The following is a 14,251-nucleotide window of genomic DNA, read 5'->3' on the forward strand; positions in this document are numbered from 1 at the left end:
AGGCCGGCATAAGCCGGCCTTGAGTAGCTTCAGGTGCAACTGAAGTGCTTACTGGAGCAGCGAGAGCACGCTCTGGGTCGTCTGGTTGGCCTGAGCCAGTACCGAGGTGCCGGCCTGCTGCAGGATCTGCGCCTTGGACATGTTCGAGACTTCGGTAGCGTAATCCGCGTCCTCGATTCGCGAGCGGGCAGAGCTCAGGTTGGTCGAGGTGGTGTTGATGTTCTCGATGGCCGATTCGAAGCGGTTCTGCACGGCACCCAGATCGCTGCGATTGTCGTCGACCGATTTCAGCTTATCGTCCAGATCAGCCAGAGCGGTGGAGCTCATGACGTCAAAACCCTGGGCACCGACGGTACGATCACCACCAGTAAAGTTGACGCCGGTACCGCCACCCAGAGCGCCGGTCGCGCTAGCAGAATAAGCATTCCAGCCCGAAGCTGAACCGATATTGATGGAGATATTTTCACCATCGTTGGCGCCAACCTGAATGCTGAATTCAGTACCGGTGCTCTGTGCGAACAGATCAGTACCATTGAAAGAGGTACTTTCAGTAACGCGATTGATCTCTTCCAGACGCTGATTGACTTCCTTCTGGATGGAGTCGATGTCGCTGGCGGAGTTGGTGCCGTTCTGGGCCTGCACGGTCAGCTCACGGATGCGCTGCAGGTTGTCGTTGACCTGATCCAGCGCGCCTTCGGCGGTCTGGGCCAGCGAGATGCCGTCGTTGGCGTTGCGGCTGGCCTGGTTGAGACCGGTGATCTGCGAGCTCATGCGGTTGGCGATGGCCTGACCGGCGGCATCGTCCTTGGCGCTGTTGATGCGCGAACCGGAGGAGAGGCGCTCGATTGCGGTGTTGAGCGAGCTCTGGGACTTGTTCAGGTTCTGCTGAGCCATCAGCGACAGCGAGTTGGTATTGACGACCATTGCCATGGTTGCGATTCCCTATTGCGTTTCAAAAGGAAGCGGCGTGTTTCGCCGGTATTCGCGGCACTGCCTGCCGCCTGATTCAATTATCGGGTTGTTCCGATTTTTCTTTAGCGCCACCGGGCATTTTTTGTTTCCGGTGTGGAGCTTAGCGCCTGCTCCGCGTTGGCAAGGGGATTAACGTCACCTGTGGGCGCGGCTTTAGGGAAGGCGATGGATTTCCCTGAATCGTCATATGGCAGGAGGGTGATCGAGGTGGGGTGGTCATTGAGGCTATTGTAGGAGCGACTTCAGTCGCGATTGATCTGTCACCCAGGCAACCCCATCGCGACTGAAGTCGTTCCTGCATCAGGCGGGGAGGCTGGGTGGTTGGGTGATCGCGACTGAAGTCGCTCCTACATCAAGCGGGGAAGCCGGGTGGTCGGATAATCGCGCTGAAGTCGCTCCTACCACGATCAGGGAGGTTGGGCGACCGGACGATCGTGGCTGAGGCCGCTCCTGCAAAGAGTGTGATAGCAGGGCGGTGAGGAGTGCCGCGCGGCTATTGGCAAAGAAGGCCGCGCATTCATGGCCTGTTTATTGTTTCGAAGTGTAAGGCGAGGCGCATAATGCTCTCCATCCGCGCTGCGCGCATCAGGCGCATGGGCGCACCACCGTGTAGAGACCAGGGGATGCCACGCGCATGTATACGGCTCAGGGTAGAATCGATCATACGCAGCTGATGGATCAGTATATGCCGATGGTGCGCCGTCAGGCGTTGTCCATGCAGGTCCGGTTGCCGGCCTGTGTGGATCTCGATGATCTGATTCAGGCCGGGCTGGTGGGTCTGCTGGATGCCTTCAACCGCTTTGATGCAGGGCAGGGGGCGACCTTTACCACCTACGCTTCGCAGCGGGTTCGGGGCGCCATGATCGATGAGTTGCGTTCGCGGGACTGGCTGCCGCGCAGTGTGCGGCGGGTGTCGCGTGATATCGATCGGGCCGTCTGGAAACTCGAGCAGCAGAATGGCCGATCGCCCAGCGAGCGCGAAATCGCGGCCGAACTGGATATCTCGCTGGATGACTATCACCAGACGCTGACGGACGTGAACAACGGCTTTCTGATGCCCTATGAGGACGTCAGCACGGATGAATCCGAGGCGTCGCATGTCGATCACAGCGTCCCCCGGCCGGATACGCCGCACGATCAGTGGCTTGCCCACGCACAGCGGGAGCAGCTCGCGGCCGCGATCGATCGCCTGCCCGAGCGGGAGCGTCTGCTGCTGGCGCTCTACTATCAGGAGGAGCTCAATCTCAAGGAGATCGGCGCCGTGATGGGGGTCAGCGAATCCCGGGTCTGCCAGCTGCACGGCCAGGCCGTAGCCCGGCTGCGGGTGGCACTGGCCAATGAAGATGACGAGTAGACCGCCACGCTCGCGGTCCGGCGCCATGGCGTGATACGCCCGGCGCCGCTTCATGCGTGTCATGCCCCCCCTTTGAAGTTTTCCTGCCCATCAGCCCGGTTCTTTCGAACCGGGTTTTTTTGTATCCGCAATAGCAACCCTGTTATCAGGCTGAATTGATGTGAGGTTGTTACGTGGACTTGCCGAAACGTTTCAGCAGGTCGTGAAGCAACAGGTTTAAATGTCGCCGAATGGCGACGCCCGATAAAAAACAGCCCTTCAACGCTGGGCGGGAAGCCGCTGGTGCCCGAAAAAAGAAGGACTGATGTCAGTACACCAGGCTACGGATTGTGACTGAACGTTTTTGTAATGAAACCATGAATTTCCAAATGAAAAGCCTTAGGAAACAGGAAGAAACAGCACAGGAACCAGTTTCCTGGTACTTTTTATAAAAAATATTCTAGTTCTTTAGTCGCCGGAAAAGGCTTGCAGGATTAGTTAGCTCTATTTTCAGGGATTATTGCAGCATGGGTGGGCGATTATCATAAAGGGTCAATTTTGTAGTCTTCGCAATTTTCATACTTTACTTGTTGCTGGCATAAATTAATCTGCAACCTGTTCCGGCGATCATTTCCGCAAGCGCAATAAAAAAGGTTGCCCGGACAGGTGATTCAATCACCACTGGATCAGTCACGGGATGACAGTAGCGGGAATATAAAAAAACTTCCTGCGCTCATGTTTCGTACTGATTCAACCGGCACTCATCAAAGACGGCCTGATGGAACATGGCGTTTGCCCGCCTGATCGGCTGGCAGTGAGTGCGGTTCGCAGAGAGGCGTACAAAAGCGCCAGCAAGTGACTTATATCGCCTATGGGATGGGATACGATATGGATTGCAGAGAATTCGACGTTGCCGCGACAGAAGTCATTCTGCACGAGCACACCAATGAACTGATGCCCATGACCATGGTGGCTCGCCAGGTAGGGCTGTCCACCTCGCATCTGCGGCGCAAGTTCAAGCAGTCCTTTGGCGTTACGCCGACGGACTATCACGCGACCATCCGTCTGGATCGCGCGGCGATGCTGCTGATCTATACGCGCAAGTCGATCATGGAGGTCGCGCTGGAGTGCGGCTATCAGGATCATGCCGCCTTCAGCCGGGTCTTTCGCCGTCACTTCGATCTGTCGCCGCGGGCCTATCGCGAGCAGATGCGCAATACGCTCAGTGCCCTGCCGCGTGTACCGGATGCCACGCCGCACGTGGAGGTCCGCGAGAACGAGGAAGAGTACTACTTGGTGATCCGCGACTTCGGTGATAGCGGCCTCAGTGAAGAGAGCCTGCGTCAGCACCTGCTGACCCTGTGCCCGCAGCGCGCCAAGGAGTCGATTCTGGAATCGGTCTGCTTTCTTTATGACGACCCGCGGGTCACGCCGGCGCATCGGGTACGCAAGGATATCGGCTACCGCATGGCGCGTCGCGAGACCTGGCATCCGCCGCTGCCGCTGCGCTGGGTTACCGTGCCGGCCGGCCGCTGCATGAGCACCCGGTTGAACAGCTGGAAGGATTACGAAGCGGCCTTTCAGCACATGGCCCTGAACTGGGCAATGATGAACGATGAGCAGGTCCGGGTGGATCACAGCCGCGTCCTTTACAGGGAAGGGCGCCGCGATGCCGGCCTGAGCAGCATGGAACTGCTGGTTCCCGTCGAATAGATCAGCCGGATCATCTCCGCTCCGCGCTATCCCGCAGGCTCCCGCGCCCGGTCGTTTCTCGACCGGGCGTTGCCTTTTATCGGCAGCAATTTCGTGTGGCCGATGCCCTTTACGTCGGTCTGAAGGCGTTCGCCCGCGTGATTTTCCGGGATGGGCTATGCTGCTCCTCTCGAGTACTCGGTCAGGGCTCATTTACATACATACAGGAATGCATCTAAAATTCAATGCATCGAAAATCAGGATAATCGTGGATATTCCAATGATCCGGATGCTTGCCAATCGGGCCCCGCAATGGGGGCTCATCGGAGTCGTGACGTTGCTGCTTGCCGCCTGTGGCGGTGGTGATGAAAGTCAGCAGCAGAGTCAGGGAGGAGGCTCCCAGCAGCCACCACGCAAGGTGGCGGTAATGAAGGTGCAGCCGCACGATCTGGAACTCGATATGGAATATCCGGCGATGATCCGCAGTGATCTCTCTGCGGATATCGTTGCGCGGGTTTCCGGCGTGCTCGAGGAGAAGCACTATCAGCCAGGCGAAATGGTCGAGAAGGGGCAGACCCTGTTTACCATCGAGCCGCCGCCCTATCAGGCCACCGTGGATCAGCGCGAAGCCGATCTGCAGAGCGCACGGGCGGATCTGGAGGAGGCACAGCGCAACTGGGCGCGCTACAAGCGGCTCTATTCGCGGGGTGCCATCAGTCAGCAGCAGCGCGATACGGCGCTGAATACCCTGCAGACGGCGCAGGCGTCAGTGGCCCAGGCGAAGGCCTCGCTTGAAAGCGCCCGCATCGATCTGGACTACACCACGGTGAAGGCGCCGGTGGATGGCATGGTCAGCCTCAATGAGGTCAACGTCGGCAACTTCGTGGCGGAAAATACCGAGCTGGCGACCGTGACGCCGCTGAATCCACTCGAGGTGCGCTTCTCGCTGCCGCAGGAAGATGCCTTTGCCCTGCGCCGGCAGCGGCAGATGGAGGATGCCCCGGAGGTGACGGCTCGGCTCCGCTTCCCCTATGCCAACCAGCAGGACACCACCGCCAATACCCTGACCGGGCAGATCGACTTTCTGGGGTCGCGGGTGGATGAATCCACCAGTACCGTCCAGGGTCGGGCGATCTTCCAGAATCCCGATTATCTCTACCTGCCGGGGCAGTTCGTGCGCATCGGCCTTGAGAACCTCAAGCGATTCAATGTGCTGTCGGTGCCCAACGAGGCCGTGACGGAAGGGCTCAAGGGGCCGCAGCTGTATGTGCTCAACGATGACAATGTCATTCAGAGCCGCTTCGTGTCGCTGGGTGAACAGGCCGGTGAGCAGACCATCATTACCGAAGGTCTCAAGGCGGGCGAACGGATCGTGGCCGGCAGCATCGGCAGCGTCAGCGTGGGTGAGAAGATCGATCCGCAACCCTGGCAGGGCGGCTCCCAGCAGCCCACCGATCCTTCCGGTCAGCCGCTGCGCTCCGAAAAGGAGCCGAATCAGGGCACCGGTAATACGGGTGTGACCGAACAGCGCGAGTCGGATCAGTCACAGCAGGCGACACAGCGTGGTAATGGTGCCGAACCCGAGGACAACGACGGTGGCGGTGAATAACCACAACGGGGCAGCCGAATGAATTTTGCAAGCTTCTTTATCCATCGGCCGATATTCGCCACGGTCGTTTCGATCATCATTACCCTGATGGGTTTGATGTCCGTGCGTGCGCTGCCGATCCAGCAGTACCCGAACGTGGTACCGCCCACGGTCAGCGTGAGCGCGAATTTTCCGGGTGCCGATGCCACCACGGTTTCCAATACCGTGGCCTCGCCACTGGCGCAGGAGATCAACGGCACCCAGAACATGATCTATCAGACCTCATCGAGTTCCGACAGCGGTCGGCTGCAGATGCAGGTCTATTTCGATATCGGCACCGATCCGGATCAGGCGACCATCAACGTCAACAACCGGGTCCAGCGGGCGCTCTCCCAGCTGCCCCAGTCCGTGCAGAACCAGGGCGTGACGGTTCAGAAGCAGTCCAGCAGCGTACTGCTGTTCGTGGGGATGTATTCGCCCAACAACCAGTACGACTCGCTCTATCTGAACAACTACGCCAACCTCAATATCATCGATGAGCTCAACATGCTCCCCGGTGTGGGGCAGTCCGAGGTCCTGGGGAACCAGGAGTTCGCCATGCGGGTCTGGCTCAACCCGGACAAGATGTCCCAGTACGACATCACCCCGGCCGAGGTCTCCAGTGCCATTGAGGCTCAGAATACGGTGGTGCCAGCCGGCAAGCTGGGCGGCGCTCCGCAGCGGGATCCGACTTCCTACACCTATACTGTCAGCTCCAAGGGGCGCTTTACCAACGTCGATCAGTTCCGCGATATCGTACTGCGCACCCAGCAGGACGGCGGCTCGCTGCGTCTGAGCGATGTGGCGCGGGTCGAGCTGGGGGCCTCCAGCTATGCCGTTCGCGGGCGGGTCAACAACAGCCCGATGGCGCCGATCGCCATCTATGCCCAGCCTGATGCCAATGCGCTGCAGGTGGCCAGTGAAGTCAAGAACAAGATGGAGGAGCTCAAGGAGCGCTTCCCGGCGGGTATCGATTATTCGATTCCCTACGATACGACCCTGTTCATCAATGCCTCGATCGAATCCGTGGAGCATACCTTCCTCGAGGCGCTGATTCTGGTCGCGGCGATCATCTTCATATTCCTGCAGAACTGGCGCTCGACGCTGGTGGCGATGTCGGTGGTGCCGGTCTCGGTGGTGGGCACCTTCGCCGGGATGTACCTGATGGGCTTCTCGATCAACCTGCTGTCACTGTTCGGCATGATACTGGCCATCGGTATCGTGGTGGATGACGCCATCGTGGTGATCGAGAACGTCGAGCGCATACTCGAGCACGATCCCGAAGCAACGCCCATGTCGGCGTCGCTTGAGGCCATGCGGGAAGTCTCCGGACCGGTCATTGCCACGGCCCTGATCATGGCCTCGGTGTTCGTGCCGGTCGGCTTCCTCTCCGGGCTGACCGGGGAGATGTACCGGCAGTTCGCGATTACCATTGCAGTGTCGGTGGCGATCTCGGCGCTGGTCGCACTCTCGTTCACACCGGCGATGTGCGCGATCTTCATCAAGCACAAGGAAAATCTGAGCGAGTCGAAATTCATCCGCATGATCAGAAAGCCCTTTGACTGGTTCAATCGGGGCTTTTCACGGATTACCCGGGTCTTCCTGAGCTGTGTGGCCTTTCTGCTGCGTCACCTGCTGATCTCGCTGGCCGGGGTGGTGGCCGTCTGCGTGATTTCGGTGATGGTCTACTCCCGCTTGCCGGGCAGCCTGCTGCCCTCGAGTGACCAGGGCGTGGTGCTCGGGATCGCTTCGCTGCCGGCCGGCTCATCGATGGATCGTACCGATGAGTACCTGCAGAAGGTGTCGAAGCAGATGATGGATAATCCGGCCGTGGAGTACGCGACCGCGGTTTCCGGCTATGACTTCCTGTCGAACGGCGCCAACCCGGCCAAGGGGGTCATCTTCGTCTCGCTCAAGCCGTGGGGCGAGCGCCAGGCGTCTGCCGAGGACATGATCAAGAACCTGCAGCAGGTGGGCGGTCAGGTCGATGGCGGCAATATCATGGCGTTCAACCTGCCTCCCATCCAGGGGCTCTCGACCACCGGCGGCTTCACCGGCTATCTGCAGTCCTTCGGAGGGGATTCGCCCACCCAGGTCTATCAGAACGCCATGAAGGTGGTGCAGGCGGCCAACCAGCGGCCCGAGCTGGCCCAGGTCTTTACCACCCTGGATGCCACGGTGCCCAGTTACAGGGCGAACGTGGACGAGCAGAAGGCCCAGAGCTACGGGGTGAATCTGTCGGATCTGAACACGACGCTGTCGAGTACCCTGGGTAATTCATTCGTGAACTACTTCCAGAAGAACAGCCGTAACTTCCAGGTCTATCTGCAGGCCGAGGACACCTTCCGACGCAAGCCGGAGAACCTTTCCAGCATTTATGTACGCGGTGGCGACGGCGAGCGGACCCCGCTCTCCAACTTCGTCACCATGGAGCGCACCCAGGCGCCGCCGATCGTGGATCGTTACAACGTCTATCCGGCGGCACGCTTCCAGGGGGGCGCAGCGCCCGGCTACAGTTCGAGCCAGGCGATCCAGGCCATGCAGGAGGTCATCTCCAAGCAGCTGGGCTCGCAGTACAGCATGGGCTGGACCGGGGTCGCCTATCAGCAGCTCAACCAGGGCAATGCGGCGATGCTGGCGATCATCTTCGGTATCGTCATGGTCTTCCTGATCCTGGCGGCCCAGTACGAGCGCTGGACCCTGCCGCTGGCGGTGATCACGGCAGTACCGTTTGCGTTCATCGGCGCCATCCTGGCGGTCTGGCTGCGCGGCATGGGCACCAGCATCTACCTGCAGATCGGGCTGTTGACCGTAGTCGGGCTGGCGGCCAAGAACGCCATCCTGATCGTGGAGTTCGCCCAGCAGCAGCGCGAGCACGAGGGGCTGTCGATTCATGATGCCGCCATGCGTGCCGCCGAAATGCGTTTCCGGCCGATCGTGATGACCTCGCTGGCCTTCATCGGCGGTACCCTGCCGCTGGCGCTGGCGGAAGGGGCCGGTGCGGCCAACCGCCACCAGATCGGCACGCCGGTGGTCGGCGGCATGATTACCATCACGATCCTGGCGAGCCTGTTCGTGCCGGCTACCTACGTGATGATCATGCAGAGCTCGGAATGGCTCGGACGCAAGCTGCGGCGTGGTTCGAATCAGCAGGGTGATACAGCCGTCGAGAGCAGTCACGACCAGCACTGACGGCTCTGTCATGCCCGCAAACGAAAAGGCCGTGGTCCCTGGACCACGGCCTTTTTTCATGGCGCTTGCAGGCCTGGCATGCGCGAGTTGCGCGCTTTCACCAGAGCCAGCTGACCAGGAAGGTCACCAGGAAGGTGATCAGCAGGGTACTGACCACATTGAGCATCAGCCCGGCGCGAATCATCGACTGGATACGCATTTCGCCGGTGGCGAACACGATGGCATTGGGCGGCGTGGCGACCGGCATCATGAAGGCGTAGCTGGCAGCGATGGCCGCCGGTACCGTGATCAGCAGTGGTGACAGGTTCAGGGACATGGCCAGGGCGCCCATCAGTGGCAGGAAGGCGGCTGCCGTGGCCGTGTTCGAGGTGATTTCGGTCAGCAGGATGATGACCATGACCACCACGGCCACCAGGCCGAGCAGCGGCAGGACACTGAACAGCTCCAGCTGCTGGGCGATCCAGTCCGCCAGACCCGAGCCCTGGATCAGCTTGGCCAGTGCCAGGCCGCCGCCGAACAGCAGCAGCACGCCCCAGGGCAGTTCGGAGGCCTTCTCCCAGGTCATCAGGCGATCCTTGCCGGAGGTGCCGGCGGGTAGCAGAAACAGTGCAATGCCTGCGATCATGGCAATGCCGGTATCCGACAGCCATGCCAGACCCAGATCAGTCAGCAGCGGACGGGTCATCCAGGCCAGCGCGGTCAGCAGAAAGACCACGCCGACCCGCTTTTCGGCCGTGGACATGCGCCCCATGCGCTGAAGCTCTTCCTGCAGCAGCTGCTGCCCCCGGTCCTGCTGGCCGAGCTGAAAGCCCTTGTGGGTCAGCCACCACCAGGTGATCAGCAGCATGATGATGGAGAGCGGCAGGCCGACCATCATCCACTGGGCAAACCCCAGTTCGATCTGGCTGTTGTCTGATACATAGCCGGCCAGCAGGGCATTGGGAGGCGTGCCGATCAGGGTGGCGACGCCGCCGATACTGGCCGAATAGGCAATCGCCAGCAGCAGGGCCGTGGCATAACGCTGCCGTTCGTGATGCTGCTCCTCGGACTCCTCGCTGTCGTTCTGCCATAGCGCCAGTACCGAAGTGCCGATGGGCAGCATCATGATGGCGGTGGCCGTGTTGGAGACCCACATGCTGAGAAAGCCGGTGGCCAGCATGAAGCCGCCGATCTGGCGGCGGGGGTTGGTGCCGACTAGCGTCAGGATGCGCAGTGCGATGCGCCGGTGAAGATCCCAGCGCTGCATGGCCAGTCCAAGCAAGAAGCCGCCCAGAAACAGAAAGATAATGGGATTGGCATAGGCTGCCGTGACATCATCCATGCTGCCGATGCCGGCAGCCGGCCCCAGGATGATGGGAAGCAGGGAGGTGGCCGGAATGGGGATCGCTTCGGTCGACCACCAGCAGGCCATCAGCAGGGCGAGGCCCAGACAGTGCCAGGCCGGTTCGGCAAGACTGCCCGGGGCGGGGAGGATGAGTGTGACGGCCAGCAGCAGCAGACCGAGCCAGAGCCCCACGAGCGGGGCCCGGGCGCTGCTGTGTTGCGTGTTTCCGGTTGAGGTTTCCGACATGAAAGAGCCTGCTTTTCGGTCAGGTGAATGCATCAGGGCCTTGCAGGATCATGGCAGTCTGGCCCCGGCCCATGGGAAGGGACCCTGCTTCAGGCCCCTTTAACGGGAATCAGCCCGGGCGCCGCTGGTCATGGCTGATGACAGGGCTATGCTGTGTGAGCCTGGCGGTGCCCATCGGGCGACTGATTACATATGGATGATAGGAGAAACAACATGATTCTGGTGACTGGGGGGGCCGGTTACATCGGTTCCCACACGGTACTGGCCCTGCTGCAGGCCGGGCATGAAGTCGTGGTGCTGGATAGCCTGACCAATTCCAGTCCCCTGGCCATTGAACGGGTAGCTACCCTGGCCGGTCGGGAAGTACCGCTGGTCGAGGGGGATATTCGCAACGAGGCCCTGCTGGACAGCCTGTTCGAGCGCTACGACATTTCGGCCGTGGTACATTTCGCCGGTCTCAAGGCGGTGGGCGAGAGTGTCGAGAAGCCGATCGCCTATTTCGACAACAACGTCAACGGCACCCTGGTGCTGTGTCGCGCGATGGCGCGTGCCGGCGTCAAGAGCATCGTCTTCAGCTCCTCGGCAACCGTCTATGGTGATCCGGAAACGGTCCCCATCCAGGAGGATTTCCCGACCTCGGCCACCAACCCCTATGGCCGCTCCAAGCTGATGGTGGAAGAGATCCTGCGTGATCTGTGCCAGTCCGATGAAGAGTGGCGGGTGGCCCTGCTGCGCTATTTCAATCCCGTGGGGGCGCACGAGAGCGGCATGATCGGCGAGGATCCGAACGGGATTCCCAACAACCTGGTGCCCTTCATCAGTCAGGTGGCCATCGGCCGGCGCGAGGCGCTGTCCGTATTCGGGGATGATTACGATACGCCCGATGGCACCGGGGTACGTGATTACATTCATGTCGTGGATCTGGCCGATGGCCACCTGAAGGCGCTGGACTTCCTCGAGCAGCACCAGGGTGTGCACACCTTCAATCTGGGGACCGGCAAGGGCTACAGCGTGCTGGAAGTGGCCGATGCCTTTGCCCGGGTCAGTGAACGCGAGATTCCCCGTGCCATCAAGCCGCGCCGCCCCGGCGATATCGCCTGCTGCTACGCTGATCCGGCTCATGCCGAGCGCGTGCTGGGCTGGCGGGCACAGTTCGGCATCGAGCGCATGATGGCGGATACCTGGCGCTGGCAGCAGCAGAATCCCCAGGGGTACGAGCAGCAGTAGATTCAACAGGTTGCAGCTCTCATTGGCATGGCGGGAGCAGGATTCGTTCGCTGTGCAAGGCGTGGTAGGATTCGATGTCCTACCACCCCAATGCGGCAGTCACACAGGGATAAGCAATGAAGATTACGGTTTTCGGCACCGGTTACGTGGGTCTGGTTACCGGGAGTTGTCTTGCCGACGTCGGCCACAATGTCATCTGCATGGATGTGGACGCCGACAGGATTGCTCGTCTGGAAGCCGGCGAGATGCCGATCTTCGAGCCGGGGCTGGCTGCCATGGTGGAGCGCAACGTCGAGGCCGGGCGACTCTCCTTTACCACCGATGCCCGGAGCGCGGTGGCGTTCGGCGTGCTGCAGTTCATCGCCGTGGGGACGCCGCCCGACGAGGATGGCGGTGCCGATCTGCAGTACGTGCTGGCGGTGGCCGACACCATCGGCCGCTACATGAATGACTACCGCGTCATCGTGGACAAGTCCACGGTGCCGGTGGGCACGGCCGATCGGGTCCATCAGCGGGTGGCGGGGGCGCTCGAGTCGCGCGGCGTCGCGCTGGAGTACGATGTCTGCTCCAATCCCGAATTCCTCAAGGAAGGGGCGGCCATCGAGGACTTTACCCGGGGCGCCCGGATCATTGTCGGCACCGACAGCGATCGCGTGCAGGAGCTGATGCGCGACTGCTATGCCCCCTATAACCGCAATCATGACAAGCTGATGTTCATGGACGTGCGGGCGGCCGAACTGACCAAGTATGCCGCCAACGCCATGCTGGCGACCAAGATCAGCTTCATGAACGAGATCGCCAACCTGGCCGAGCGGCTGGGGGCCGATATCGAGGCCGTGCGCCGCGGTATCGGCAGTGATCCGCGCATCGGCTATCACTTCATCTATCCGGGCTGCGGTTACGGTGGTTCCTGTTTTCCCAAGGATGTCCAGGCGCTGGCGCGCACGGCGCATCAGAACGACTATCACGCCGAGCTGCTGGATGCGGTGGAGCATGTCAACGATCGCCAGAAACGCACCCTGTTCCAGAAGCTGTCGCGTGCCTTTGACGGCGAGCTGGCGGGGCGCACGATTGCGCTCTGGGGGCTGGCCTTCAAGCCCAACACCGATGACATGCGCGAGGCGCCCAGCCGTACCCTGATGGAGGCGCTCTGGGCCGCCGGTGCCCGGGTACAGGCCTATGATCCGGAAGCGATGCAGGAGTGTCGTCGCATCTATGGCGAGCGGGACGATCTGACGCTGGTGGCCGATCGGGTGCAGGCCGTGCAGGGCGCGGATGCGCTGGTCATCGTGACCGAGTGGAAGGAGTTCCGGACGCTGGATTTCGAGTGGCTGAAATCCCAGTTGTCGCTGCCGGTGCTGATCGACGGTCGCAACCTCTATGATCCCGAGACGGTACGGGAAGCGGGCCTGATGTATTACGCAGTGGGCCGCGGGAAGTCACTGCAGACGGCGCCCCAGGTCGCCATGACCGACTGATGGCCATGACCGAGCGTCCTCTCGCCGCCATTGCCATTCGTCAGGTGGAGAAAAGAACCGGTGCCAGTCGCAATGCGCTCGAGCAGACAGCGGCGCTGCGTGAACTGGGCTACCGGGTCGTGATTCTGGCCGAGCGTGGCGCGGTCGATATCGTGCAGGCGGCCGGCGCCGAGCTGGTACGGCTCAGGCGCTGGCCCTTCAAGGGGTCGTTCAGACGGTTCTGGTTCAACCGTCGGGTTCAGGCCTGGTGCCGTCGTCACCGGCCCGCGATGCTGGTCAGTCATGGCGATGTCGTCACCGATGACGTGGTCTATATGCACAACTGCGTGCATCTGGCGAGTCAGCGCATTCATGGCCGTGAGCTGCCCGCGGGACATGAGGTCGCGGCCATTCACGATCATGTGCTGGGTGGCGGGCGTTACCGGCGCGTGGCAGTGAACTCGCGGCTCATGGCGGAGGACTTCCAGACCCGCTATGGCATCCCCGCCGAGCGCATCGAGATCAGCTATCCCGGCTATGATCCCGGGCAGTTCTCGCCCTCGACAGCCCGGCAGCGGCGCGACGAGGTGCGCCGATCGCTCGGTATCGACCCGGGCAGGCTGCTGGTCGGACTGGTCACTTCCGGCAACTTCGTCAAGCGCAACGTGCGCGGTTTCATCGACATGGCGGCGTTGCTGGAAGGGCGTGCGCCGGGCCGGTATCGCTTTCTGGTGGTCGGCAAGGATGACATGTCCTCGCTTAAGCGGTACGCCCGGGAGCAGGGGGTCGAAAGCGCCTTTATCTGGCGCAGTACCGTGCCCGAGGTGGAAGAACTCTACGGTGCGCTGGATCTGTTCGTGCTGCCGGCGCACATCGAGGAGTTCGGCCGCGTGGTACTGGAGGCCATGGCCTGCGCAACACCGGTGCTGGTGTCCTGTCATGTCGGCAGTGCCGAGCTGCTCCGGGAGGGCTTTGAAAGGCTGATCATGACAGAGCAGGGGGCTGAGGCCTGGGCGGAGCGCATTGCCGAACTGCTGGACGCTCCCGATCTGCAGCAGACGCTGGGTACCCGGCTGGCCGAGCGGGCGACCGGCTATTCCCATCAGCGCCAGTATGAAAAGCTGCGTGCCTCGTTCGAGGCCCTGACCACGCCGGGCGATGACACATGATGGCCAGCGCCC

At 61.4% G+C, this 14,251-nt stretch carries 9 protein-coding genes; 7 read left to right on the forward strand and 2 right to left on the reverse strand.

Translation table 11 applies throughout. The annotated features are described in order from the left end of the window. Positions 1-48: 48 nt before the first annotated feature. A complete protein-coding gene (locus C7446_RS05225; protein WP_147408726.1) occupies positions 49-930 on the reverse strand; it encodes a flagellin N-terminal helical domain-containing protein in 882 nt (293 codons plus the stop codon). 676 nt (positions 931-1,606) lie between these two features. On the opposite strand from C7446_RS05225, the gene C7446_RS05230 reads away from it, so the two are divergent. The 4 genes from C7446_RS05230 (at position 1,607) to C7446_RS05245 (ending at position 8,816) form a co-directional block, all read left to right on the forward strand. Then, positions 1,607-2,326, forward strand: a complete 720-nt coding sequence (locus C7446_RS05230; RefSeq protein ID WP_121172007.1) for an RNA polymerase sigma factor FliA — start codon at positions 1,607-1,609, stop codon at positions 2,324-2,326. An 867-nt stretch (positions 2,327-3,193) separates the two neighbouring features. Beyond that, positions 3,194-4,018 (forward strand): AraC family transcriptional regulator, encoded by an 825-nt coding sequence (locus C7446_RS05235; RefSeq protein WP_170150009.1) that lies wholly within the window; start codon positions 3,194-3,196, stop codon positions 4,016-4,018. A 247-nt stretch (positions 4,019-4,265) separates the two neighbouring features. Next, positions 4,266-5,606 carry an efflux RND transporter periplasmic adaptor subunit gene (locus C7446_RS05240; protein ID WP_245977707.1) on the forward strand — a complete coding sequence of 447 codons (1,341 nt, stop codon included), beginning with the start codon at positions 4,266-4,268 and terminating at the stop codon, positions 5,604-5,606. Positions 5,607-5,624: 18 nt separating this feature from the next. Further along, positions 5,625-8,816 (forward strand): efflux RND transporter permease subunit, encoded by a 3,192-nt coding sequence (locus C7446_RS05245; protein ID WP_121172013.1) that lies wholly within the window; start codon positions 5,625-5,627, stop codon positions 8,814-8,816. Between the two features lie 97 nt (positions 8,817-8,913). Here C7446_RS05245 and C7446_RS05250 read toward each other — a convergent pair whose 3' ends face one another. After that, the gene (locus tag C7446_RS05250) at positions 8,914-10,386 is read right to left on the reverse strand and encodes an SLC13 family permease (RefSeq protein WP_121172015.1); all 1,473 of its coding nucleotides are present in this window, start codon (positions 10,384-10,386) and stop codon (positions 8,914-8,916) included. Between the two features lie 213 nt (positions 10,387-10,599). On the opposite strand from C7446_RS05250, the gene galE reads away from it, so the two are divergent. The 3 genes from galE to C7446_RS05265 all read left to right on the forward strand — a co-directional run bounded on the left by galE (position 10,600) and on the right by C7446_RS05265 (position 14,239). Continuing rightward, the gene (gene galE, locus C7446_RS05255) at positions 10,600-11,613 is read left to right on the forward strand and encodes a UDP-glucose 4-epimerase GalE (RefSeq protein ID WP_121172017.1); all 1,014 of its coding nucleotides are present in this window, start codon (positions 10,600-10,602) and stop codon (positions 11,611-11,613) included. A gap of 116 nt (positions 11,614-11,729) precedes the next feature. Next, positions 11,730-13,091, forward strand: a complete 1,362-nt coding sequence (locus C7446_RS05260) for a UDP-glucose dehydrogenase family protein (RefSeq protein WP_121172019.1) — start codon at positions 11,730-11,732, stop codon at positions 13,089-13,091. 5 nt (positions 13,092-13,096) lie between these two features. Then, entirely contained in the window at positions 13,097-14,239 is a 1,143-nt protein-coding gene (locus C7446_RS05265) for a glycosyltransferase family 4 protein (protein WP_121172346.1), read from the forward strand. Positions 14,240-14,251: the final 12 nt, after the last annotated feature.

It is taken from the genome of Kushneria sinocarnis (genome assembly GCF_003633775.1).
GTDB lineage: Bacteria > Pseudomonadota > Gammaproteobacteria > Pseudomonadales > Halomonadaceae > Kushneria > Kushneria sinocarnis.

Excerpts from the sequence above, each read along its gene's own strand:
- C7446_RS05225 (WP_147408726.1), bottom strand. The coding sequence starts at position 930 with ATGGCAATGGTCGTCAATACCAACTCGCTGTCGCTGATGGCTCAGCAG.
- C7446_RS05230 (WP_121172007.1), top strand. The coding sequence starts at position 1,607 with ATGTATACGGCTCAGGGTAGAATCGATCATACGCAGCTGATGGATCAG.
- C7446_RS05235 (WP_170150009.1), top strand. The coding sequence starts at position 3,194 with ATGGATTGCAGAGAATTCGACGTTGCCGCGACAGAAGTCATTCTGCAC.
- C7446_RS05245 (WP_121172013.1), top strand. The coding sequence starts at position 5,625 with ATGAATTTTGCAAGCTTCTTTATCCATCGGCCGATATTCGCCACGGTC.
- C7446_RS05250 (WP_121172015.1), bottom strand. The coding sequence starts at position 10,386 with ATGTCGGAAACCTCAACCGGAAACACGCAACACAGCAGCGCCCGGGCC.
- galE (WP_121172017.1), top strand. The coding sequence starts at position 10,600 with ATGATTCTGGTGACTGGGGGGGCCGGTTACATCGGTTCCCACACGGTA.
- C7446_RS05260 (WP_121172019.1), top strand. The coding sequence starts at position 11,730 with ATGAAGATTACGGTTTTCGGCACCGGTTACGTGGGTCTGGTTACCGGG.
- C7446_RS05265 (WP_121172346.1), top strand. The coding sequence starts at position 13,097 with ATGACCGAGCGTCCTCTCGCCGCCATTGCCATTCGTCAGGTGGAGAAA.